The following is a 24,146-nucleotide window of genomic DNA, read 5'->3' as shown; positions in this document are numbered from 1 at the left end:
TCACTCCAGACCCGGCGCTTCACGAATAATGAAGTGATCCAGGTTCTCGATATTGGCATTGAAGACCTCGAAAGGCTTTTCGGGGTTCTTCTTGCCGGGCACCTGCTTCAACTCCGGCGTCACCCCATAGAAGAAACAGAACAACGCCTTATCGCTATCCACCGCGTGCTTGATCTCTTCCAGAAACGCCTTGCGCTTGCGGTAGTTGTCGATCAGCTTCTTGTTCAGATAAACGCTGACCGGATACGGCTTCTTCTTACTGTCCTCGGGCTTCTTGAACCAGACCTTGTCTTCGAAGTCGATGCGAAAACTGGCACTGTGGAAGTCCTCGATCTTCTTGATCCGCCCCCAGTAAATCAGCCCCTTGTTGTCCGTCAGATATTCAATCTTCTTGAAGAACGAACTGTACGGCGCCGTATGCTCGCCGACCTTCAACGGCATCCGCTTAAGCAACTCCTTGTCCGCGAAGTTGGAAACGAAACACTCCACCGGATGCGCGAACACACTGGTCTTGTCCGGGGCCGATTCACGACCCGCCGACTCTTTACCACCGTCCGCCGCCACCCGCACCGGATCATCGCGCAACACATCCGCCGCCCCCGCTGGCGCGACAGGCTTGCGCACATACTCACGCCGGGTCAGCAACAACTCCGATGGAAAGTGTTCCTCACGACCGTCATCCGCTTCGCCATCCGCCGTCTCAACGCCAGACGCCGACGCCTTCAAACTCACATACGGACAACCCGCCACATGCTGCGTAGTGGGCAGATTCTTGAAGTGCGGCGTGCGTACGTAATTCACATTCTTGGCGTTGAACGTGCCCAACTCGTTGGACGCCTCGAACGCCGAACGACAGGCATCGTTGGGGCATTGGAAGTGTTCCTTCGCCGAGTCAAACGCCACCGTCTCATCGAAATTGAGATCGCGAACGTCATAGATCGACAACTTGTCGTCGAGGCTGAGGCAGTAGGCGAGATCGAATTTCATGGTGGGGCTCGGATCCTTGAGTGGGGGAGGGGTATTAATAGCGGGAGGTGGCGCGGGTTGCACTGATTGTTTTCAGGATGATGCGGGTTTGTGGGAGCCGGCGTGCTGGCGATTGGTGGCATCATCCAGATTTCACGACCGAGAGAGCGCAAGCTCCCTCGTCACATAGTTTTGCGGTTCGGGTACTCACGCTTCAACCGTTCGACCCTGGCATAAAGCGACTCGGTGAACTCTTTGCTGTCATTCGAGTGATGGCAGCGCCGATGACAGTTCGGACAAAGCGCTACAGCATTGCTGATTCGATCAGAACCCTTATTCGCCAAATGCTTCACGTGATGAACTTCAAGGTAAGGCGAGTCATTTTTAGTGAACGGCGCCGGTTCACCGCACCCTTCACATATCCCTTTGGCTTTCTGACGGACCCAGGCTCTAACCTTCGGATCACGTATAAATGCAGTGCTTTGGGCGGGAGCGCGCTTCGGCTTCACAATCCCCGCAGGTTCGTCTTCAAGAGGCAGTTTCTCTAGCGCCAGAGCTCTCTGCTCTAGTGCTTCTTCATCCGCAGTCGCAACCGTTGGATCCCCAAGCGTTACCCCTTTGGCAATCAATACTGCCCGGATGGCTGGCTCAACATTAGTCCCAACGTTTCTAGCTGGCTTGTACCCTTTGATGTATTCCCTATGCATTCTTAATAAAACGGCAGAGATGTTCTGCATGCGGAATTCAACCGAGCCTTCAGTGCGGTTGTGTAGGGCAGATGCACGCAGTACGCGATTCTCATGTGCCTTGTTGAATTTTTGGCCGATTCGCTCAAGCTCAAACATTTTCAGGTAGGCATCAACCGCTGCCTCAATCTCAGCAACAGTCCAGTCAGTGTCTTTTTTCTTGTCGCTCATAAAATCGCCGAGGGTTGAAAACCCTCGGACGATACTGAGTGGCCATTACTGCTGTCTACGAAAATTCCTACAGAAAAGAGCGACGAATCTTGCGCATTCCTACAAACCTATCTCTAGCCCATCGAGTGCTTCGAAGAATGAAACACCTGCGTGACCCTTCGCCACCAGGGTTTCTCTAGAGGAGCTCGTCGTGGGTTTTTATCGTTTAACAGGTAAGGCATATCCCGCAGGCGAATCCACCCCTCATCCTGCCAATGCAGCAAACTCAAAGACATCTCCGGCCAATCCAACAAGCTCAACATTGGCCGGTTCGAATCTCCTGAATCTGCAGCATCCCGCAAGGTTGGCACTACCTCATTGGTCAACCACTCTCGCAACAACCGATTCCCCGGTACGTAGTGATACACCAACAGTGCATATACCCCGGATTCACTGAGCATCAACTGCTGTTCGGGTTCTCGAAAGTACTCAATCCACATGACGCGGCGCTGATCGCCATCCAGCTTGTTGACTACCCGATCATTCAGATGGAAACCCATCAAGCGGCCGAAGTCACGAGCGGAGAACCAAGGCTGGTTTTCTATTAGGAGGGCATGTAGAGAAAGGTTGTGGCGAGAGAAAACAGTTACCGAGCATGGATCAGACATATTTATGACCTCTACGTTTTGGATTTTTGGAGGGCCTGACCCCAACGTAGAGCGGACTTAAGAAATCCCAACGAGCAGAGCAGTTGCCACCGACGAATTACACGTCTGTGTCACTGACCAAGCTTTCTACGTTGGGCGTTTCTTAGGCACCTGCGATAGAGCTTAGTAGCGCTCGCAGCACGCTTCAATGGGAAGCGACTGTAAGTGCTGTAGGAGATTGAACGCTGTGACGTAAGCGTAAATAAGATTACCGATCGCCCATAAAAAAGCCCCGATCAGATCGGGGCTTTTTGCTTTCTCGACTTGCCGACTCAGGCAGCAATCGTCAAATCGTGCCGAGCGAGACCATTAGTCCCAGCTCAGCGCACCACCAGTTTGGTATTCGATCACGCGAGTCTCAAAGAAATTCTTCTCTTTCTTCAAGTCCATAATCTCGCTCATCCAAGGGAACGGGTTAGTCGTCCCTGGATACTCTTCCTTCAAACCAATCTGGCTCAAACGACGGTTAGCGATGAACTTCAGATAGTCCTCCATCATCGCCGCATTCATACCCAACACCCCGCGAGGCATGGTGTCACGCGCGTATTCGATCTCCAGCTGCGTACCCTGCAGAATCATCTGGGTCGCTTCTTCCTTCATTTCGGCATCCCACAAATGCGGGTTTTCGATTTTGATCTGGTTGATCACGTCGATGCCGAAGTTCAGGTGCATGGATTCGTCGCGCAGGATGTATTGGAACTGCTCGGCGACGCCGGTCATTTTGTTGCGGCGGCCCATGGAGAGGATCTGGGTGAAGCCGCAGTAGAAGAAGATGCCTTCCAGAACGCAGTAGTAAGCGATCAGGTTGCGCAGCAACTCTTTGTCGGTGTCCGGGGTGCCGGTTTCGAACTTCGGATCGGAAATCGAACGGGTGTATTTCAGGCCCCAGGCTGCCTTTTTGGCGACCGATGGGATCTCGTGGTACATGTTGAAGATCTCGCCTTCATCCATGGCCAGCGATTCGATGCAGTACTGGTAGGCGTGGGTGTGGATCGCTTCTTCGAAAGCCTGGCGCAGGATGTACTGGCGGCATTCCGGGTTGGTGATCAGGCGGTACACGGCCAGTACCAGGTTGTTGGCAACCAGGGAGTCGGCGGTGGAGAAGAAGCCGAGGTTGCGCATGACGATGCGGCGCTCGTCGTCGGTCAGGCCTTCCGGGTCTTTCCAGAGGGCGATGTCGGCGGTCATGTTGACTTCTTGCGGCATCCAGTGGTTTGCGCAACCGTCCAGGTACTTCTGCCAGGCCCAGTCGTACTTGAATGGCACGAGTTGGTTGAGGTCGGCGCGGCAGTTGATCATGCGCTTTTCGTCAACGGCGACACGGGCGGAGGCGCCTTCGAGTTCGGCGAGGCCTTCGGCAACGTCGAGGGAGTTCAGTGCAGCCTTGGCGCGGGCGACAGCGGCGGAGTCGTCGGCGGTCACGGCGCGGGCTTCGATTGCGGCGGCACCGCCAGCGTTGTCGAGGCGGTCCATGTTGGCTTCAGTAGCGTGGCCGGCGTTGGCGCCTTTCACTGCTGCTACTTCACTGTCTTCTTTGTCGAATTCGTCCCAGCTCAGCATGACGTGTCGTCTCCTGCGTGAGGGCCTGTCGCCCGTGTGAAACCTGATTGGTTGGTTTTTCACACGGTCGTACAGACCGCGTTGGATCTAAAGGAATCGTTCTTTGCAGCAGCTAAACGCAGGCATCAAACAGAATTTTGTACGGGTTTCCGAGAGCCTCTGACGGGCGCAGTTCGCGTTGAACGCGTCTGCGGGGCTTCAGAATGGCTTTTGATCCCTGTAAGGGAATATTGCTGACCCGATTAGGGCGGCATTATAGGGAAAAAATTGTGCTCGTGGGGGAGGGCGAAAGCGCGCAGGGCGGTCGAACGGGAGGGGGATTTGAGTCGGAGCGAGGGTTTACAGGGCTTTCGCCGATGTTGGCCCGTTAGATTTTTTTTTGATTAATTTTTTCGCCGGGCTTTGGTTGCTCAAGAAATGAGCAAAAAACCGCGTTTTTCACTATATCTTGTGTTTTGCAACCCTTTTCAACGACTCCAGACACAACTGAGCCCGACCGAAGTCGGGCTGGAATCGACCCTCAATGAAGCGCTGAGAGATCCAATTCGGTGCAGTCTCGAATCATCAATTGGTGCAGCCGTTGCCCATGACACTGTAACGCAGGATGTGGCGCTGACCTTTGGAGTCGTCGTACTCCATTTTTGCCGGTACTACTTCGCAGACGTTGGGAATTTCACTTATCGATACAACGTTGGCGATGTCCAGGTGGGTGGAGTAAGTGTATTCCTCGATCACCGGTTGTTGCTGTGCGACATCAGTCGGGGCCTCATCTGCCATGGCGGTTGCGCACAGACTGCTGAGGGCCAGAACCAATAAAGCTTTCATTTCAATTTTACCTTTTTGAGGTCGAGTGGGGTCACGCAACCTTTATGGGGTTGCGTGTGTAACTTCATCGTTTGCTGTTATTACTTGAGAGCTGGATTAACGGCCTTCGTGGGGGCTGTAACGTTGTTAATCGCGTTTGCCTTGTCGGCGAGGTGAATTCTAGGGAGGTGGGGCGGGGGTAAACAGAGCGGGTTTTGATAAACACCTTTGGCAGATTTGGTAACAATCCCCGAAATCCCCCCTCAATCCCTATGTAGGAGCTGCCGAAGGCTGCGATCTTTTGATCTTGCACCTAAAGATCAAAGTCAAAAGATCGCAGCCTTCGGCAGCTCCTACAGGGGCTTCGTGGGTGGGGGAGGGCTTGTTACTACCATCGTCGAATGGTTCTATGGCCCCCGCCCCGTTACAACGGGGTCATACAAAAACAACTATTACACCGAGGTAGGAAAGATGAGTGCGGCTTCTCTGTATCCCGTTCGTCCCGAGGTTCTGGCTAACACGCTGACTGACGAGGCGACCTACAAAGCCATGTACCAGCAGTCGGTCGTCAACCCTGACGGCTTCTGGCGCGAGCAAGCCCAGCGTCTCGACTGGATCAAACCTTTCACCACGGTGAAACAGACGTCGTTCGACGATCACCATGTCGACATCAAGTGGTTTGCCGACGGCACCCTGAACGTTTCCTACAACTGCCTCGACCGTCATCTGGCCGAGCGCGGCGATCAAGTCGCGATCATCTGGGAAGGCGACGATCCTTCCGAGAGCCGCAACATCACCTACCGCGAACTGCACGAACAAGTGTGCAAACTCGCCAACGCCCTGCGTGGTCAGGACGTGCACCGTGGCGACGTGGTGACCATTTATATGCCGATGATTCCCGAAGCCGTGGTCGCCATGCTGGCCTGCACCCGGATCGGCGCGATTCACTCGGTGGTGTTCGGCGGTTTCTCGCCGGAAGCTCTGGCCGGTCGCATCATCGACTGCAAATCGAAAGTGGTGATCACCGCTGACGAAGGCATTCGCGCCGGCAAGAAGATTTCCCTCAAGGCCAACGTCGACGACGCGCTGACCAACCCGGAAACCAGCAGCATCCAGAAAGTCATCGTCTGCAAGCGCACCGGTGGCGACATCAAGTGGAACCAGCATCGCGACATCTGGTACGAAGACCTGATGAAAGTGGCGGGCACCGTTTGCGCGCCGAAAGAGATGGGCGCGGAAGAAGCGCTGTTCATCCTTTATACCTCCGGCTCCACCGGCAAGCCGAAGGGCGTGCAACACACCACCGGCGGTTATCTGCTATACGCGGCGATGACCCACGAGCGCGTGTTCGACTACCGTCCGGGCGAGGTTTACTGGTGCACCGCCGACGTCGGCTGGGTCACCGGCCACAGCTACATCGTCTACGGCCCGCTGGCCAACGGCGCGACCACGCTGCTGTTCGAAGGCGTGCCGAACTACCCGGACATCACCCGGGTGGCGAAGATTGTCGACAAGCACAAGGTCAACATCCTCTACACCGCGCCGACTGCGATTCGCGCAATGATGGCCTCGGGTCAGGCCGCGGTTGAAGGTGCGGATGGCAGCAGCCTGCGTCTGCTCGGTTCGGTCGGCGAGCCGATCAACCCGGAAGCCTGGGACTGGTACTACAAGAATGTCGGCAAGTCGCGTTGCCCGATCGTTGATACCTGGTGGCAGACCGAGACTGGCGGCAACATGATGAGCCCGCTGCCGGGTGCGCATGCGCTGAAGCCGGGTTCGGCGGCGCGTCCGTTCTTTGGTGTGGTGCCGGCGCTGGTCGATAACCTCGGTAACATCATCGAGGGCGAGGCTGAAGGCAATCTGGTGATTCTCGATTCGTGGCCAGGTCAGGCGCGCACGCTGTATGGCGACCATGACCGTTTCGTTGATACCTACTTCAAGACTTTCCGTGGCATGTACTTCACCGGTGACGGCGCACGTCGTGATGCCGATGGTTACTACTGGATCACCGGGCGTGTCGATGACGTGCTCAACGTGTCCGGTCACCGCATGGGCACGGCCGAGATCGAGAGCGCAATGGTTGCTCACCCTAAAGTCGCTGAAGCGGCGGTGGTGGGTGTGCCGCATGACATCAAGGGGCAGGGCATTTATGTCTATGTCACGTTGAAGAATGGCGAGGAGCCGACCGAGCAACTGCGTCTGGAGCTAAAGAACTGGGTGCGTAAAGAGATCGGGCCGATTGCTTCGCCGGACGTGATCCAGTGGGCGCCGGGGCTGCCGAAGACCCGTTCGGGCAAGATCATGCGCCGCATTCTGCGCAAGATTGCCACGGCGGAATACGATGGGTTGGGGGATATCTCGACGCTGGCGGATCCGGGTGTGGTGCAGCATTTGATTGATACGCACAAGACCATGAATGTTGCTTAAGTAATGATTCACAGAAGCCCTGTCCGGTGATGCCGGGCGGGGCTTTTTTGTGTCTGGAGATTTTGGGGTGATCTGACCGGCCTCATCGCTGGCAAGCCAGCTCCCACAGGTTTTGTGGTGTGTCGGAAATTTCAGCTTCGCCGCATATCCCTGTGGGAGCTGGCTTGCCAGCGATAGCAATCTGTCAGGCAACTGTGTAGTCCACTGTCGGAACACAAGACCACCCAACCAATAATTATCGATCTACCCCGTAAGACATTTCCCACTGTTACCCGCCGCCTTTCACGTAACCGAATGTGTAACCGCCCGCCCCGCGACGGGGCAAAGGGAAACGCATTGCCCCGTTTTAGAGCCTCGAAACCCCCGGTGAAAAATAAGACACAACGCTGCGCTTGCCGGATTAGAAGGGTTTGCGAATAATAGGCCCGCAATTTGCAGCATAGATCGGTTCACTGTCTTTCGCTCTTGCATGAAATTGCAGGGCTGTCAATGTGCCAAAGTCGCTTTCTCTGTGCATCTGTAATTAGTTGTCGCATTGAAGAAATATCGGCTTCGGGCCTGTCGTTAGAATGCCGATCACTCGCTCATCGTGGCTGACGTTGAAACCTCCTTCGGTTTCAATGGGAAATTTCCCACCGATGCAGCAACCGATTTCCCGTTTCACCCATTCGCATATTGGGCTGTCGCTCACTCTGCCGTTTTTGCCCTTTACCGATGGAGTCCCAAGATGAAGAAACTTGTGCTGCTTGGCGCCCTGGCACTGTCCGTGCTGTCGATGAACGCCTTCGCTGACGAAAAACCTCTGAAGATCGGTATCGAAGCGGCTTACCCTCCGTTCGCCTCGAAAGCACCGGATGGCAGCATCGTTGGTTTCGACTACGACATCGGCAACGCTCTGTGCGAGCAGATGCAGGTCAAGTGTGTGTGGGTCGAGCAAGAGTTCGACGGTCTGATCCCGGCACTGAAAGTGCGCAAGATCGACGCAATCCTGTCGTCGATGTCGATCACCGAAGACCGCAAGAAGTCGGTCGACTTCACCAACAAGTACTACAACACCCCGGCACGTCTGGTCATGAAGGCCGGTACTCAGGTCAGCGAAAACCTGAGCGAGCTGAAGGGCAAGAACATCGGCGTACAGCGTGGTTCGATCCACGAGCGTTTCGCCCGCGAAGTTCTGGCTCCACTGGGTGCCGAGATCAAGCCGTACGGCTCGCAGAACGAAATCTACCTCGACGTGGCCGCTGGTCGCCTCGACGGTACCGTGGCTGACGCTACCCTGCTGCAAGATGGCTTCCTCAACACCGACGCCGGCAAAGGTTTCGCCTTCGCAGGCCCGGCGTTCACCGACGTCAAATACTTCGGCGACGGCGTAGGCATTGCAGTGCGCAAGGGCGACGCCCTGAAAGACAAGATCAACGCGGCCATCGCGGCCATTCGCGAAAATGGCAAATACAAAGCAATCCAGGACAAGTACTTCGCCTTCGATATCTACGGCAAGTAACACGTCTCTGCGACAAGTCCGAAATGGCGCAAGCAACAGGATCTCTGCGGTTTGCGCCATTTTTTCATCCCAACTTTCGAGGACCTGAATCATGTTGAAAGGCTACGGGGCTGTCATCCTCGATGGCGCATGGCTGACGCTTCAGCTCGCCTTGTCGTCCATGGCTCTGGCCATCGTTCTCGGGCTGATCGGTGTTGCGTTGCGCCTGTCGCCGGTGCGCTGGCTGGCCTGGCTGGGCGATCTGTATTCCACGGTGATCCGCGGGATTCCCGATCTGGTGCTGATCCTGCTGATCTTCTACGGCGGTCAGGACTTGCTCAACCGCGTCGCACCGATGCTCGGCTATGACGACTACATCGACCTGAATCCACTGGCCGCCGGTATCGGCACCCTCGGTTTCATCTTCGGTGCGTACCTGTCGGAAACCTTCCGTGGCGCGTTCATGGCGATCCCTAAAGGTCAGGCCGAAGCGGGCATGGCATACGGCATGAGCAGTTTTCAGGTGTTCTTCCGGGTGATGGTGCCGCAGATGATTCGTCTGGCGATTCCTGGCTTCACCAACAACTGGCTGGTACTGACCAAGGCGACCGCGCTGATTTCCGTGGTCGGTCTGCAAGACATGATGTTCAAGGCCAAGCAGGCGGCAGATGCCACCCGCGAGCCTTTCACCTTCTTCCTCGCAGTGGCGGCGATGTACCTGGTGATCACCAGTGTTTCGTTGCTGATTCTGCGTCAACTTGAGAAGCGCTACTCGGTAGGCGTAAGGGCGGCTGATCTATGATCTTCGACTACAACGTCATTTGGGAGGCCATGCCGCTGTACCTCGGCGGGCTGTTGACCACCCTCAAACTGCTCGCACTGTCGCTGTTTTTCGGTCTGCTGGCGGCACTGCCGCTGGGGCTGATGCGCGTCTCGAAGAACCCGGTCGTCAACGGTGCGGCGTGGCTTTACACCTACGTGATCCGTGGCACGCCGATGCTGGTGCAGCTGTTCCTGATCTACTACGGTCTGGCGCAGTTCGAAGCGGTCCGCGAAAGCTTCTTGTGGCCATGGCTGTCCAGCGCAACGTTCTGTGCGTGCCTGGCCTTCGCGGTCAACACCAGCGCCTACACCGCGGAAATCATCGCCGGCAGCCTCAAGGCCACGCCGAACGGTGAGATCGAAGCGGCGAAAGCCATGGGCATGTCGCGCTTCAAACTGTACAAGCGCATCCTGCTGCCATCGGCCCTGCGCCGGGCGCTGCCGCAGTACAGCAACGAAGTGATCATGATGCTGCAGACCACCAGTCTGGCCTCCATCGTGACCTTGATCGACATCACCGGCGCGGCACGTACCGTCAACGCACAGTTCTATCTGCCGTTCGAGGCGTACATCACCGCTGGCGTGTTCTACCTGTGCCTGACGTTCATTCTGGTCAAGCTGTTCAAACTGGCCGAGCGTCGCTGGTTGAGCTACCTGGCCCCGCGGAAGCACTGATATGGAACGCATCGACCACGTATTGCCGTGGAGCCATTTGGGCAGCGAGCGCAAAATTTCGGTGTTCCGCTTTGGCCACGGCGAGCGCAAGGCCTACATTCAGGCCAGTCTGCACGCTGACGAATTGCCGGGCATGCGCACCGCTTGGGAGCTGAAAAAGCGCCTCGGTGAACTCGAAGCCAAAGGCCTGCTCAACGGTGTCATCGAGCTGGTGCCAGTCGCCAACCCGTTGGGTCTCGGGCAGTTGCTGCAAGGCAATCACCAGGGACGTTTCGAGGCGGGCAGCGGCAAGAATTTCAACCGTGATTTCGTTGAGCTGAGCGCGCCGGTTGCGGCCGCGCTGGCCGAGAGTCTCGGTGATGATCCGCACGCCAATGTGCGCCTGATCCGTCAGGCCATGGCTGATCATCTGGCGGCATTGCCGGAGGCAAGCAGCCAGTTGCAAGGCATGCAGCGCGTGTTGCTCAGCCATGCCTGCACCGCCGATGTGGTGCTTGATCTGCATTGCGATGCCGAAGCCGCGTTGCACATGTACGCATTGCCGCAGCACTGGCCGCAGTGGCGTTCGCTGGCTGCGCACCTGAATGTGAAGGTCGGATTGCTCGCGGAAGATTCCGGCGGCAGTTCGTTCGATGAAGCGTGCTCGTTGCCGTGGTTGCGTCTGTCGCGGCAGTTCCCTGATGCGCAGATTCCGTTGGTGTGTCTGGCCACGACCATTGAGCTGGGCGGTCAGGCCGATACCGGTCGCGCCGAAGCTTGCGCGTATGCTGAGGGCATTCTGGCGTTCCTCGCCGAGCAAGGTTTGATCACTGGCGAGTGGCCGAAACCGGCGCACGAAGCCTGTGAAGGCATGCCGTTCGAAGGCACCGAGTTGCTGTTCGCGCCACATCCGGGCGTGGTGAGTTTTCTGCGCAAGCCTGGCGAATGGGTCGAGGCGGGCGACGAGATTTTTGAAGTGATTGATCCTCTGTCCGATCGGGTCAGCACGGTATGTGCTGGTACCTCCGGGGTGCTGTTTGCCATTGAACGGCTGCGTTATGCCCAACCCGGTTTCTGGCTGGCCAAGGTGGCGGGGCGCGAAGCGCTGCGTCACGGGCGCTTGCTCAACGACTGACTGACTGTTTTTGTGAGAACCGACCGCATGTACAAACTTGAAGTCCAAGACCTGCATAAACGCTATGGCAGTCACGAAGTGCTCAAGGGCGTGTCCCTGAAAGCGGCAGCCGGCGATGTGATCAGCATCATCGGCTCCAGTGGCTCCGGCAAAAGTACTTTCCTGCGCTGCATCAACCTGCTCGAGCAGCCGCACGCGGGCAAGATTCTGCTCAACAACGAAGAGCTGAAACTGGTAGCGAACAAGGACGGCGCGCTGAAGGCCGCTGATCCGAAGCAGCTGCAACGCATGCGTTCGCGCCTGTCGATGGTGTTCCAGCATTTCAACCTGTGGTCGCACATGACCGCGCTGGAAAACATCATGGAAGCGCCGGTGCATGTACTCGGCGTGTCCAAGGCTGAAGCCCGCGAGAAAGCCGAGCACTACCTGAACAAGGTCGGCGTGGCCCATCGTAAGGATGCTTTCCCTGGGCACATGTCCGGTGGCGAACAGCAGCGTGTGGCGATTGCCCGTGCGCTGGCGATGGAGCCGGAAGTGATGCTGTTCGACGAACCGACCTCGGCCCTCGACCCGGAACTGGTGGGCGACGTGCTGAAAGTCATGCAAGCGCTGGCGCAGGAAGGTCGCACCATGGTTGTGGTTACGCACGAAATGGGTTTTGCCCGTGAAGTGTCGAACCAGTTGGTGTTCCTGCACAAAGGTGTTGTTGAAGAGAGCGGCAACCCGCGTGAAGTGCTGGTCAATCCGCAATCGGAACGTTTGCAGCAATTCCTCTCGGGCAGCTTGAAATAATTCAGGGCTGCCGTTGTGCACCGAGATAGTGCATGCTTCGCAACCTGAAGGCTGGCTTCAATTTCCTGTAGGAGCTGCCGAAGGCTGCGATCTTTTGATCTTCAACAACAAGATCAAAAGATCGCAGCCTCGTTTCACTCGACAGCTCCTACAGTTGATCGGTGCTGGTCTCAAGATTTGTGTTCATTTACGGGCTAGCATTGGCCCATGCCTTCATCACTGTTCCTCGTTTCGGATTGCCCGCCCATGACTGCCCATCGAATTGGTTTCCTGATTTGGCCCAGCACTAAAGCGTTGACGCTGGCGCTGGCGGAGGAAGCCTTGCGTGTTGCTCAGCGTGTGCACCCGGACGTGGTCTACGAACTGTCGTTCCTGCAGGCCGAAGCCATTACAGGAACTGGGGCCGAAGGCGCCTGGCAATTGCCCGGTGAGGCCTGGACCGGCAAGCTCGAAAACTTCCAGAAACTGTTCCTGCTCGCTGACGAGCCACCGACCACACTTGCCCCGGCACTCAGCAGTGCGCTCAAGCAACTGGTGCGTGCCGGCACGGTCATCGGCGGTTTGTCCGCCGGTGTCTACCCGTTGGCGCAACTCGGTTTGCTCGACGGTTATCGCGCCGCGGTGCACTGGCGCTGGCAGGACGATTTTGCCGAGCGCTTCCCGAAAGTCATCGCCACCAGTCATCTGTTCGACTGGGATCGCGATCGCCTGACCGCGTGCGGCGGCATGTCGGTGCTCGATCTGTTGCTGGCGGTACTCGCCCGTGATCACGGTGCGGAACTGGCCGGTGCGGTCTCGGAAGAACTGGTCGTTGAGCGCATCCGCGAGGGTGGCGAGCGTCAGCGCATCCCGTTGCAGAACCGCCTCGGCTCCAGTCATCCGAAGCTCACCCAAGCGGTGTTGCTGATGGAAGCCAACATCGAAGAGCCGCTGACTACTGACGAAATCGCCCAGCACGTGTGCGTATCCCGTCGCCAGTTGGAACGGATCTTCAAGCAATACCTCAACCGTGTGCCGAGCCAGTACTACCTGGAACTGCGCCTGAACAAGGCCCGGCAGATGTTGATGCAAACCAGCAAGTCGATCATCCAGATCGGCCTGTCGTGTGGCTTCTCCTCAGGCCCGCATTTCTCCAGCGCCTACCGCAATTTCTTCGGCGCCACGCCGCGGGAAGATCGCAACCAGCGGCGCAGCAGCAGCCCGTTCGAATTGTCGTCGGTGCCGCCTGAACGTGGCTAACAGGTGACCAGGTCGTCGCAGAACAGCGATGACTGCCACGTTGTTGACCATTGTGCTCAATCGGAAAAAGACATCTCCTCGAAATTGTCGAGTGCCTGATCGAGGCTTTCCCGTCTGCGTCGCTTTTCAAGCAAGCGTGCTTCATTCACTTCGTTGTAAGTCGCCAGGCGTTGCTGGCTGTCCGCGCTTAGCGGATTGCCTGTGAAGTCATAAGTGGCACCCACACCGTCAGGATGAAAAGGTAGCTGCATGGGTAGCTCGGTAATGGCGTTGCCGGCCAGGTCGGCGTAGATCAAATTTGGCAGAGCGAACAGTCCGGCGGGTATCTCGCCAAGCCCGGTGTTGCTCAGATGCACAGAGCGGCATTTCTGCATATTTCTCAGATCGGGTGCTCTGCCCAGCGGATTGTTGCTCAAGTCCAGCGATCGAAGGTTTGTCATGGTCGCCAGGGCGTTGGCAGTTTGCTGGTTCAGGACGACTCGGCAATAAGGCAACTCCAGATCTTCAAGATTGTTCATGCTGAAGACGACGGAAGGAATTTCGTTGAGTTGATAGGCCCGGATATCCAGCGTTGTCAGATTCGGGAACAGTTCAAGCAGTCGGTCAACTCTGGGGTGCACGTTCGCTGTACTTGTCAGGGTCAGTTTGCGCACATAGTCGAAGCGCCCGATCAGTGCCGGCAGCTCGCCGGTGAATGACAGATCGCAGATGAACTCGGTCGACATCAGGCCTGTCGGGAAATCACGCAAGCGACGCTCCAGGCCGTCCCTGAACCACGTTCTGTTGGCATTTTCCTGAGCACGGGCAGCGCCTTCCAGCGGCGTTTGCGTAACAGGATCGCGCGGCACTTCGCCGGCCCATACTGCAAGTTCGTTGAGCAGCGTGGTCAGCTCGGTCTGCCGGCGCAGCAGTTCCAGATGTCCGTCGGCGAGTGTGCCCGGCAAGCGATAGATGAGTTCAACGGTATCTACACCGTTGAGCTGTGGATAGAGAGTTTGTGCCAGCTCGATATCCACCCGCTCGGGCGGTACGCCGAGGTCGTGACCATTTGCCTGGAAATAGACTTTCACCCGGTCTCGGGACGCCGCGGACAAGGGATTACTGCCCAACTCAACGCCGTGCCCGGTGAAAGGGCTCAGATTCTCGGGCAACTCCACAATGGTGTTTTCACTCAGCAGCGCGATTTCCAGCCGAGGCAACTGAGCCAGCCCGGCGGGAATGCTATCAATGCCTGTACGGGTAAGATCCAGAAACGTCAGCGCCTGCAGCGCCGTGAAATCCGGTACACCGCCCAATGGATTGTTGTACATGTCGATCGTCTGCAATCGGGTGAGTGCGGACAGTGTTGACTGGCCCGTTGCGTCGAAGACGACACTGCAACTGCTCAGCATCAACTTTTCAAGTGATTGCATACGGGCCAGGCTCGAGGGAAATCGCCCCAGATCGAGACCGCGCAACTCCAGGCTGCGCAATCCACTGAAACAGGCGAGGAAACCATCTGGGGCATTCAGGGCTTCGGTGCCCTGGAGGGTCAAATGGGTGACATGGCTGAAATCGGCAGTCAGTTCCGGTAGGTCGCCGGTGAAAGGCACATCGGCGATGAGCGTGTTGAGCCGCAGTTCGGTTTTGTCAGCGTTTCTGCCACGCCAGAACCTTTCCAGTGTCAGACTGAAATGTTTCCTGTTGGCCCGTTCCACCGCTCTTTCGACCGCGTTCCACGGTCGATCGCGCATCGGGTCGCGGATCGGCAGGCGCTCGGTCCATTCCCCGAGATCCCGGACCATCTGAGTGATTTCCACTTCCCAGCTCGCCAATTGGGCGCCACCGGCCTGCAACGTTCCGGGCAGGTGGTAGATCATGTGGCTGGCATCGTCGATGTCCAGTGATGGAAACAGTGTCTGCGCCAGGACCAGTTCACTTACATCCGGCAATACGCCAAAGTCGCGACCGCTTTCTACGTAATACGTTTTTATGCGCTCGCGTGCGGCCAGTGATAAAGGGTTGCTGGCAAGGTTGACGCCATCGGCGAGGTCCAGGTTCATGGCGAAGAATGCTTCAGGCAGGACGCTAATTCTGTTGCCATCGAGCAGGGCGTTTCTCAGGTTCAGGTGATTGGCGATTCCATCAGGCAGGGCCGAGATGCCGCTATTGGACAAGCGAATATCATGCATGGCCGGCAGGGACTGCAGGTCCGGCGCGAGCGTCAGCGGGTTGTCGCTCAGGTCCAGAAGTTCAAGATCGCTCAATGAAGCCAGCGCACTCTGACCGGCGGGCGTGAGAGTCACGTCGCAGTGGTTCAGGGTGAGTTCTTTGAGTTCCGGCATATGGGCCAAGGATTGCGGTATGTCACCCAGCGGAATTCTCTGCAGCTCCAGAACGTGCACATGGGTAAACAGATCCATGAAGGGCGCGGTGCCGGAAATGCCACTGTTACCCTTGAGTTTCAGACTTGAGACATGAGTCGTATCCATGCTCAGCCTGGGCAGATCGCCGACGAAATTCAAATCGAACTCGAAGATGTCTTCGCGCATTCCGGACTCGCTCGACCTGCGACGCCATAACCGTTCCAGCTGTTGGCCGAACTCGGATCGGGCCGCGTATTGGTCGAACAGCTCAATGGCTGTGAATATGTCGCCGGTGATCGGGTGACTGCTCGGCACCTGTGGTGCCCAAAAGGTGAGATCGGCTTTCATTTGAATCAGCTCTGCCTGCCAGCGAGCCAGCTGCTCGCGGCCATCGGCCAGAGTGCCGGGCAAGTCGTAGATCACATCACTGGCCTCCTGCTCGTCCAGTGAAGGGAATAGCTCTCGGGCAAGGGCAATTTCGGCATTGTTGGCCCGCACATCAAAATCGTGGCCGGTGCTTCGGTAGTAGGTTTTTATTTTGTCGTGAGTCGCGCCCGATAGCGGATTATCGGAAAAGTCGAAGCCGTCCGTGTGATTGACCGGTTGGTCGAAAATGGCGTCGGGGATTTCGCTGATGCGATTGCCGCTGAAAATGGCCGTGCGCACGTTGGGATGGCTGGCAAGGCCGTCGGGAACGACCGAGAGGCCAGTACTGCTCAGGTCGAGATACGTCAATTCGGGTAGCAGGTTCAAGTCGGGGAAAGTCCCCAGCGGATTGTCACTCAAGTCCAGTGTTTGCAGATTGTTGAGTGACAGTAGAGCTGCCTGATTCTCCGGGCTCAGTATCACGCCGCAGTCGTTCAGCTCCAGCGTGGTAAGTCGAGGCAGGTTGATTGCCGGCAGTGTCACCGGTTCCAGGTCAAAGCCGTGCAACTCCAGTGAGTTCAGATTCGCGAAGCGCCGTACGAACGGCAACAGGCCGGAAATGTTCTTGTTGCCTGTCAGCGTCAACCTGGAAACGTGGTCGAAGTTGGCGCTGAGTATGGGCATGTCACCCATGAAATTGACGGTTGCCAGAAGGTCGCTATTCCTGATCACGGCCGATCGGCTGCGCCAGAAACTCACAAGTGTCTGCCCGAAACTGACTCTTGCACCCAGTTCGCGCGTTTGTTCATTGATCGTTAAAGGCTCGCCGGACTCGGGATGAAAGACCGGGGCCTGGTGGGTCCATTGACGAATTTCGAGGTTCAACCGAGTCAACTCGGCTTCCCATAATGTGAGCTGGGCGCGGCCCTCCGCCAGTGTGCCCGGCAACCGATACAGCATTTGTATGGCTTGCTCTGTCTCCAGGGAGGGGAACAGCTCCATCGTGCGCAGGACATCTGCCTGCTCGGGTTGCACCTGAAAATGTTTGCCGGTGTGATTGTAGAAAGCTTTGATCTGCTCTCGAGTGGCGTTCGACAGTGGATTGTCGGCAAAGCTGTAGCCTTCACTGAGCGAGCTGGCCAGGCTGAAGAAGGCTTCCGGCACCTGCGTGAGCTGGTTGCCATCGAAGCGCCCGGTAATCAGACGAGGATGGTCCAGCAGGCCTGTGGGTACAGTGGTGATGCCGGTGTTGGCGAGGTTCAGGTAACGCAGTGATGGCAGGGTGCTGATGCCGGGAGGCTGTCCCAGGGCGTTGCCTTGCAGATCCAGCAACGAGAGTTCGGAAAGCGAATCAAGCACGGCTTGGTTGGCGGCGCTGAGCCTGATGCCGCACTTGCGCAGGACCAGTTGGCGAAGATCGCGCATTGTCGTTAGCGCGGGTGGCAGGTTGGGCAGGTTGAGGCTTTGTGCATCCAGGTACAGCAAGCGCGGGAAGCGCTGCAAAAAGGTGTCGAAGGCTCCGGTGCTGGCGCTGCCATTGATGGTCAGCATGCTGACATGGCTGAAGTCTGCCGCCAGTAGCGGCAGGTCGCCCAAGATCGGCTGCGCGACTTGCAGCAGGTAACCAGCCGGGCCGCGGGTTTGCCTGCGCCAGCAACGCAGTAGATTGTTTCGCAGCATCGCGCGGTTTTGCAGGGCCGCCCGGCGTTGAATGTTTGTCAGCCTCAGGCCGCTTTCAGGGTCGACTGCCGGAATGTCCTCTTCCCAGGTGCGCAGGTCATCACTCAGTCGGGTGTATTCATTGCGAAGCCGGGAAAGTTCGCGGGTCAGGCCCACCGGATCACCCTGAAACCGGCTAGCGAACACTCGGGTTTCCTCGGTGGAAAATCCCCGGAAGATCGTCTGTATGCGTTCTTCCGGGCTGATGATTCGCTGACCCACGGTGGTCAGGTTGTCCTGGTGCTCTATTCCCACCACGCCGAGTTCGCCGGCCTCAAAGAAATCTGCCGCTTCACGGCTTCTTGGCGCGACCGGCCGTTCATTTCTGAAACCTGACAAACGCAGCGTGTCGACGGCAGGCTCGTTTATCGCACTGCCGGCAATCACCACGCGAAGCTCGCTGCGCGGCAAAGTGCGCTCACGAATCGCCGATTTCAGCGCATTACCCTGGCCGATCTGGATGTTCAGATTCTGGCGTTCTCCATCGGGTAAAGCGTGCAACAGGCTCGCGTAGAAATCGCTAGCCGAATGTAGTGTTTGACCACGCTCATCGTACGCCTGATAGCGGCCGTCATTCTGGCGAACCAGCACTTTCTGCGCGGGTGCATTTTCGCGCCCGATGCTGTCGAGGACCGGTCCCTCATAGCTGCCGTCGCGAATCTCGAGGCGGACATCACCGCTCCAGCCGGGCAAGAGTTTAAGGCTGTGCAATGCCAGCGTATCGGTATCAGGGTTGTTCACAGAACTCAGTTGCAGCCCTTCATAAGCCCGGGTGACGCGCACTTCCTGGCTGGCCAGTCGCATGAGTTCCTGCTGGCGCGGCGGTAACTGGCCGTCATTGAGCTGAATCAGTTCGCTGCCGGTGGCGGTATCGAGCAGTTCACGAGTGACGCTGGCCGGCAAGTCGGGATCATGTCGAGTCAGTTGCTGTGCCAGCGGGTCGTCGATGCGCTGGAGCGCCTGGTAGCGAGACTCAAACAGGGCGCTTCTATGCCGTCTGGCGAGCTGGGCCAATTGCTTGCGCAACGTTTGGCTGCGCACCTCCACTGAGAATGTCGGCCCGCCGAACGGTTCTGCGAGCAAGGCTCTGCTGTGTTGCTCGTCGAGGGAATAAAGCAGCGTCTTGAGAATGTCGCCACCGATCAGGCTGCCTTGGCGAAGCTCGGTCAGCGGCAGGGTTTCATCACTGGACGACTGCCAGATCAGCTCACCCTGCTGATCGATATAACGCAGGCGTTTGGCGCGTGGCCAGCGACCATGATCTGTCAACAATTGCAGTTGCGTAACGGCATCGGCGCGCAGGTAGTGTTCCGCCACATCGCTATCGAGCTGATCGGTCAAACGCTGCAGATCCTGATCGATCTTGAAGCGCTGGATACTGTCGGCCAAAAGCGGCGGCAGTGTTTCCTGATCGGCGTGCATCTTGCGCAAGGCATCGTCGTTGACACCGCTGACCTGCAGAATCGTCTCGCGCTCGGCGGGCGAAAAGGATTCCACCGCTGGCCCGATGCGTTGCAGTGCCGTAGCGGTGTCCCACTCCAGCGGTTGTTCGAGTTCGGTGTGCCAGGCGCCGTCACCGTTGTGGCGCACCACGGGCTGGTAGGCGTCCGGGCGAGTCGGGTGTTCGATGCGGTATTGGCCGCGGATCGGGCTTTTGTTGACGGCGAAGTGTGCGTCGTCAATCGCCAGCAGTTGTTTGCCCTGATGTTGCTGCAAGCCCAGTTCGTTGGGTTTTGCACCTGCTTCGGGAATGCTCTTGTGCTGATAGCGGGCGAGATCCGGATCCCAATAGCGGGTTTGACCGTTGGCCAGTTGAACAGGCTTGAAGCGGTCAATGAACGCGACGATTTCCTTAGGCAGCACCTTGCGAAACTCACCGGCGCCAATGGCACCACCGAGGGCGAAGGCACCCAGTTGAATCAGCGACTCCACGGTGCCCATCAGGTGTTCGAACGCTTCGGTGTTGCGCCCCTGCGCCCATTCGATGATGCCTTCGAAAGCTTCGTCGAGGAATTGGTAGGCCATGTACGCCATCATCGCTTCACCCAACACAGGCACGAATGGCGCGACGATCAGCGCCGCGGTCTGCAGGATTGTGGAAACGATGTTGCTCACCGAGTCCCAGAATGCCCGGCGCGCTTTCTGATCCACCGATGCGGTGGGTACGGCAATCACTCGGGCGTCATTGAGGATCTTGTCCAACTTCGTTTGGTAGAGGTGCTGCCATACATCGTCGTGGAATGAGGCGAGTGCTGTTTGCAGGTCGGGCCGCTCGACCGGGGATTCACGCCACGTGGGCTGAGAGTTGCCGGGCTCGTAGGGATGCCACTTCATCTGGCTGAGTCGACTGTTCAGGCTGCTGAAGAAAAATCCGCGCTGATCGTGGTTCACGAATCGGCTGAAAAACTGCTGATACTCTTTCGAGCGCAACTGGCGTGTCAGTTCGACGACCATTTCGGCCGCCGAGGCGTACTCCTTGAACGGGTGCTCGGGGTCATCCGGTACATAAGCCACCACGCGCGCGGAATCTCGCGATGCATAAAGGTCAGGGGCAAACACGACGATGCCGGTGAGCGGCGCGCACATCATCGTCATGTCGTGACACAGCACGTTCACCCCGTTAACCCGCAGCCCTGGCATTCCGTCGAGAATTGCATCGACCAAACGAAAGTAACTTTGCGAGATATCGCGGTTCATCAGCGCCCATTGCAGGGCGGCTTTCATTGCGGCTTTTTGGCTGGCGTCTACTTTCAGCCTTAGCACTGACGCGACCATCGAATCGGCAAAGCCCAGATTGTCTTCGAGGTGTTTTTTGTACTGAGCGCCGATATCCAGCCGTCGGCACAGCTGGGTAAAAGCCGAGATGCCCAGTTTTGCCTTGATCGACGGCAGGGTATCGAACTGTCCGGTGGAGGAGGGGCGGGTGGTGTAGGTCGAATCGGTCTGGAAGGCGTCTTCGTAGGTTTCCTTTTCTTCGAAGTTGTGCAGCGCGGCGTCCAGCAGCGAGACGGTCCAGGCACGCGTGCCGGTGGTGATCGGGAACCCGGGCGTGTTCACCGGGATGTACAGGCGTACAAAGGTGTTTCTGACATCCAGATCCAGATCGAAGCAACGTTTCAGTTCTAGCTTGAGCAGGGGTTCGGCAAAGGTACTGGCGTCTTGCAAGTGTTCGAGTGTTTTGTCGACCTCGCTTTGCGCGGCCATGTGTGCGGCGTTGAGGGCTTTCATCGCCTCGTGTTGTGCGGAGGGGGCGGAACGTAGCTCGGCGGAGAGTCGCGGTCGAGTGTTCTTGAGTGACTGGCGTCTGGCGGGCGAAGCGTTGGCCAGCCAGTCGGGAATCGCGTTTTTCAGCGGCAGATAATGATCATCGGGATGTTGTGCGTCGTTCGTTACGGTGGGGGCTGTCGGTTGCGGTCCTTCAGACAATTGCATATGCCATTCCTTGGGCGTTGAAAGAGCACGCAGCAAATCAGGAACTGGCGAACAGTGTGCGGTACATATTTATAGCTTTGTGACGAGGCTGAGTTGGTATCCTCTCGAGCCTGCCGCAAATCGGCAGCGCCAGTTAAACTGCGCCTTTGCGACGCTATATGTCGCATTGCCGTAAACCCGGGAAAATCCGGGGTTTGCGCTATAAGAAGTTGTCGCTTGGCGACAAGGCCGGGCAGAAAACTGTCCTTACAATCCCCCCATCGCTCGCCAGTTTCAGGCGGGTGGCCCTCATCAGGAGACTCCGATGTCCGTTGAGCACGCTGCGGTACAACGCGCCGATTTCGACCAGGTAATGGTTCCCAACTACGCGCCTGCCGCTTTCATTCCGGTGCGTGGCGCCGGTTCCCGCGTCTGGGATCAGGCCGGCCGCGAGCTGATCGACTTCGCCGGCGGGATTGCCGTTAACGTATTGGGCCACGCGCACCCGGCGCTGGTCGGTGCATTGACCGAGCAAGCGAACAAGTTGTGGCACGTGTCCAACGTGTTCACCAACGAGCCAGCCCTGCGCCTGGCGCACAAGCTGATCGACGCCACGTTCGCCGAGCGCGTGTTCTTCTGCAACTCCGGCGCTGAAGCCAACGAGGCCGCTTTCAAGCTGGCCCGTCGTGTTGCGTTCGACCGTTTCGGCACTGAGAAATACGAAATCATCGCCGCGCTGAACAGCTTCCACGGTCGTACCCTGTTCACCGTCAACGTCGGTGGCCAGTCGAAGTACTCCGACGGTTTCGGCCCGAAAATCACCGGCATCACCCACGTGCCTTACAACGACCTGGCGGCGCTGAAAGCGGCGGTTTCCGACAAGACCTGCGCGGTGGTGCTGGAGCCGATCCAGGGCGAGGGCGGCGTACTGCCGGCCGAGCTGGCTTATCTGCAAGGTGCCCGCGAACTGTGCGACGCGAACAACGCGCTGCTGGTGTTTGACGAAGTGCAAACCGGCATGGGCCGCAGCGGCAAGCTGTTTGCCTACCAACATTACGGCGTGACCCCGGACATCCTCACCAGCGCCAAGAGCCTGGGCGGCGGTTTCCCGATCGCGGCGATGCTGACCACCGAAGCGCTGGCCAAACATCTGGTCGTCGGCACTCACGGCACCACTTACGGCGGCAACCCGCTGGCGTGCGCGGTCGCTGAAGCGGTGATCGACGTGATCAATACGCCAGAAGTGCTGAATGGCGTGAACGCCAAGCACGACAAGTTCAAGGCACGCCTTGAGCAGATCGGCGAGAAGTACGGCCTGTTCACTCAGGTGCGTGGCCTCGGTCTGCTGATCGGTTGCGTGCTCAGCGATGCCTGGAAAGGCAAGGCCAAAGACATCTTCAACGCCGCTGAAAAAGAAGGCCTGATGATTCTGCAAGCCGGCCCGGACGTGATCCGTTTCGCCCCGAGCCTGGTGGTGGAAGACGCTGATATCGATGCCGGTCTGGACCGCTTCGAACGCGCTGCCGCCGCACTGACGCAAGCCTGATAGACCCTTCGACGCCTGGAGTTTTCAGGCGTCGATCAAAATTTTAATGCCGGACCCGATCAACTGTAGGAGTGAGCCTGCTCGCGATTGCGGTGTGTCAGTCGACTCATTGGTTTCTGACAGACCGCAATCGCGAGCAGGCTCACTCCTACATTGATCTCTGTGTAGGCCCGGTTATTTTTTCTGTGAATTGATAAGAGAAAAGGAGTGACACCATGCTGGTGATGCGCCCCGCGCAAATGGCTGATCTGGGCGAGGTACAGCGTCTGGCTGCGGACAGCCCGATTGGTGTCACTTCCTTGCCGGATGACGTGGAACGTCTGAGCGACAAGATCGCCGCGAGCGAAGCGTCGTTCTCCGCTGAAGTGAGCTTCAACGGTGAAGAAAGTTATTTCTTCGTCCTCGAAGACTCGACCACCGGCAAGCTGGTCGGCTGCTCGGCGATTGTTGCTTCGGCCGGTTATTCGGAGCCGTTCTACAGCTTCCGCAACGAGACCTTCGTGCACGCTTCGCGCGAGCTGAAGATCCACAACAAGATCCACGTGCTTTCGCAGTGCCATGACCTGACCGGCAACAGCTTGCTGACCAGTTTCTACGTGCAGCGCGAACTGGTCGGGTCGCCATGGTCCGAACTCAATTCCCGTGGTCGTCTGTTGTTCGTTGCCAGCCACCCGGAGCGTTTCGCCGATTCGGTGGTGACCGAGATCGTCGGTTACAGCGATGAGAACGGCGACTCGCCATTCTGGGATGCCATCGGTCGTAACTTTTTCGACCTCAACTACGCCGAAGCCGAGCGTCTGTGCGGGCTGAAAAGCCGCACGTTCCTCGCCGAGCTGATGCCGCATTACCCGATCTACGTACCGTTGCTGCCGGATTCCGCCCAAGAGGCGATGGGCCAGGTGCATCCGCGTGCGCAGATCACCTTCGACATCCTGATGCGCGAAGGCTTCGAGACCGATCACTACATCGACATTTTCGACGGTGGCCCGACCCTGCATGCACGTGTTTCGGGGATCCGTTCGATCGCCCAGAGCCGTGTGGTGCCAGTGAAGATCGGCGAGCCCGTCAAAGGCGCCGGGCGCCAGTATCTGGTGGCCAACGCGCAGTTGCAGGATTACCGCGCGGTGCTGCTGGAGCTGGATTACGCGCCGGGCAAACCGGTGACTCTGGATCTGGAAGCAGCCGAAGCCTTGGGCGTCGGTGAAGGTGCCAGCGTGCGCCTGGTGGCGGTTTAACGCCTTAGCGAGTTTTACGGGTGGCGAAAGCGGCCCGTTTGA

General features: G+C 57.8%; 15 protein-coding genes. 9 read left to right on the top strand and 6 right to left on the bottom strand.

Translation table 11 applies throughout. The annotated features are described in order from the left end of the window. From U6037_RS21860 to U6037_RS21840, 5 genes are all read right to left on the bottom strand, one after another. Positions 1-987: a hypothetical protein gene (locus U6037_RS21860; RefSeq protein ID WP_322844492.1), complete on the bottom strand. Its 987-nt coding sequence runs from the start codon at positions 985-987 to the stop codon at positions 1-3. Between the two features lie 161 nt (positions 988-1,148). Continuing rightward, on the bottom strand, positions 1,149-1,883 hold the full coding sequence (locus U6037_RS21855; protein WP_322844491.1) for an HNH endonuclease: 735 nt from the start codon (positions 1,881-1,883) through the stop codon (positions 1,149-1,151). 113 nt (positions 1,884-1,996) lie between these two features. Next, positions 1,997-2,530, bottom strand: a complete 534-nt coding sequence (locus U6037_RS21850) for a Bro-N domain-containing protein (protein WP_322844490.1) — start codon at positions 2,528-2,530, stop codon at positions 1,997-1,999. 348 nt (positions 2,531-2,878) lie between these two features. Beyond that, entirely contained in the window at positions 2,879-4,129 is a 1,251-nt protein-coding gene (locus U6037_RS21845; protein ID WP_064119947.1) for a ribonucleotide-diphosphate reductase subunit beta, read from the bottom strand. Positions 4,130-4,693: 564 nt separating this feature from the next. Beyond that, a complete protein-coding gene (locus U6037_RS21840; RefSeq protein ID WP_322844489.1) occupies positions 4,694-4,954 on the bottom strand; it encodes a DUF2790 domain-containing protein in 261 nt (86 codons plus the stop codon). 450 nt (positions 4,955-5,404) lie between these two features. Here U6037_RS21840 and acs point away from each other — a divergent pair, with 450 nt between their 5' ends. From acs to argR, 7 genes are all read left to right on the top strand, one after another. Continuing rightward, a complete protein-coding gene (gene acs, locus U6037_RS21835; RefSeq protein ID WP_034153332.1) occupies positions 5,405-7,360 on the top strand; it encodes an acetate--CoA ligase in 1,956 nt (651 codons plus the stop codon). 727 nt (positions 7,361-8,087) lie between these two features. Continuing rightward, positions 8,088-8,861, top strand: a complete 774-nt coding sequence (locus U6037_RS21830; RefSeq protein ID WP_108227156.1) for an ABC transporter substrate-binding protein — start codon at positions 8,088-8,090, stop codon at positions 8,859-8,861. Between the two features lie 91 nt (positions 8,862-8,952). Continuing rightward, positions 8,953-9,642, top strand: a complete 690-nt coding sequence (locus U6037_RS21825) for an ABC transporter permease (protein WP_007912702.1) — start codon at positions 8,953-8,955, stop codon at positions 9,640-9,642. Beyond that, positions 9,639-10,337: an ABC transporter permease gene (locus tag U6037_RS21820; protein WP_007912703.1), complete on the top strand. Its 699-nt coding sequence runs from the start codon at positions 9,639-9,641 to the stop codon at positions 10,335-10,337. The genes U6037_RS21825 and U6037_RS21820 overlap by 4 nt, the downstream gene beginning before the upstream one ends. Before the next feature lies 1 nt (position 10,338). Continuing rightward, complete coding sequence (locus tag U6037_RS21815; RefSeq protein ID WP_322844488.1) at positions 10,339-11,451, top strand: M14 family metallopeptidase; 1,113 nt, start codon at positions 10,339-10,341, stop codon at positions 11,449-11,451. Between the two features lie 27 nt (positions 11,452-11,478). Continuing rightward, positions 11,479-12,243, top strand: a complete 765-nt coding sequence (locus U6037_RS21810) for an ABC transporter ATP-binding protein (RefSeq protein ID WP_003227281.1) — start codon at positions 11,479-11,481, stop codon at positions 12,241-12,243. Positions 12,244-12,489: 246 nt separating this feature from the next. After that, a complete protein-coding gene (argR, locus tag U6037_RS21805) occupies positions 12,490-13,482 on the top strand; it encodes a transcriptional regulator ArgR (protein WP_322844487.1) in 993 nt (330 codons plus the stop codon). A 56-nt stretch (positions 13,483-13,538) separates the two neighbouring features. Here the strand turns inward: argR and U6037_RS21800 are convergent, their stop codons facing one another. Next, positions 13,539-21,344, bottom strand: a complete 7,806-nt coding sequence (locus tag U6037_RS21800) for a dermonecrotic toxin domain-containing protein (protein ID WP_322844486.1) — start codon at positions 21,342-21,344, stop codon at positions 13,539-13,541. A 304-nt stretch (positions 21,345-21,648) separates the two neighbouring features. Here U6037_RS21800 and U6037_RS21795 point away from each other — a divergent pair, with 304 nt between their 5' ends. Together U6037_RS21795 and aruF are read left to right on the top strand one after the other, a co-directional pair. Continuing rightward, entirely contained in the window at positions 21,649-22,869 is a 1,221-nt protein-coding gene (locus U6037_RS21795; RefSeq protein ID WP_008077923.1) for an aspartate aminotransferase family protein, read from the top strand. A 215-nt stretch (positions 22,870-23,084) separates the two neighbouring features. Next, positions 23,085-24,104, top strand: coding sequence for an arginine/ornithine succinyltransferase subunit alpha (gene aruF / locus U6037_RS21790; protein WP_129395121.1), 1,020 nt, complete (start codon positions 23,085-23,087; stop codon positions 24,102-24,104). Positions 24,105-24,146 lie beyond the last annotated feature (42 nt).

It is taken from the genome of Pseudomonas sp. B33.4 (assembly GCF_034555375.1).
Classification (GTDB): domain Bacteria; phylum Pseudomonadota; class Gammaproteobacteria; order Pseudomonadales; family Pseudomonadaceae; genus Aquipseudomonas.
Note: the sequence above shows the minus strand (reverse complement) of the source record. Positions and strands in the feature narration are given on the sequence as shown.

What these genes read in the sequence shown, in the direction of transcription:
- U6037_RS21830 (WP_108227156.1), top strand. Translation starts at nt 8,088, where the DNA reads ATGAAGAAACTTGTGCTGCTTGGCGCCCTGGCACTGTCCGTGCTGTCG.
- U6037_RS21795 (WP_008077923.1), top strand. Translation starts at nt 21,649, where the DNA reads ATGTCCGTTGAGCACGCTGCGGTACAACGCGCCGATTTCGACCAGGTA.
- acs (WP_034153332.1), top strand. Translation starts at nt 5,405, where the DNA reads ATGAGTGCGGCTTCTCTGTATCCCGTTCGTCCCGAGGTTCTGGCTAAC.
- U6037_RS21800 (WP_322844486.1), bottom strand. Translation starts at nt 21,344, where the DNA reads ATGCAATTGTCTGAAGGACCGCAACCGACAGCCCCCACCGTAACGAAC.
- aruF (WP_129395121.1), top strand. Translation starts at nt 23,085, where the DNA reads ATGCTGGTGATGCGCCCCGCGCAAATGGCTGATCTGGGCGAGGTACAG.
- U6037_RS21855 (WP_322844491.1), bottom strand. Translation starts at nt 1,883, where the DNA reads ATGAGCGACAAGAAAAAAGACACTGACTGGACTGTTGCTGAGATTGAG.
- U6037_RS21820 (WP_007912703.1), top strand. Translation starts at nt 9,639, where the DNA reads ATGATCTTCGACTACAACGTCATTTGGGAGGCCATGCCGCTGTACCTC.
- argR (WP_322844487.1), top strand. Translation starts at nt 12,490, where the DNA reads ATGACTGCCCATCGAATTGGTTTCCTGATTTGGCCCAGCACTAAAGCG.
- U6037_RS21860 (WP_322844492.1), bottom strand. Translation starts at nt 987, where the DNA reads ATGAAATTCGATCTCGCCTACTGCCTCAGCCTCGACGACAAGTTGTCG.
- U6037_RS21845 (WP_064119947.1), bottom strand. Translation starts at nt 4,129, where the DNA reads ATGCTGAGCTGGGACGAATTCGACAAAGAAGACAGTGAAGTAGCAGCA.
- U6037_RS21825 (WP_007912702.1), top strand. Translation starts at nt 8,953, where the DNA reads ATGTTGAAAGGCTACGGGGCTGTCATCCTCGATGGCGCATGGCTGACG.
- U6037_RS21810 (WP_003227281.1), top strand. Translation starts at nt 11,479, where the DNA reads ATGTACAAACTTGAAGTCCAAGACCTGCATAAACGCTATGGCAGTCAC.
- U6037_RS21850 (WP_322844490.1), bottom strand. Translation starts at nt 2,530, where the DNA reads ATGTCTGATCCATGCTCGGTAACTGTTTTCTCTCGCCACAACCTTTCT.
- U6037_RS21840 (WP_322844489.1), bottom strand. Translation starts at nt 4,954, where the DNA reads ATGAAAGCTTTATTGGTTCTGGCCCTCAGCAGTCTGTGCGCAACCGCC.
- U6037_RS21815 (WP_322844488.1), top strand. Translation starts at nt 10,339, where the DNA reads ATGGAACGCATCGACCACGTATTGCCGTGGAGCCATTTGGGCAGCGAG.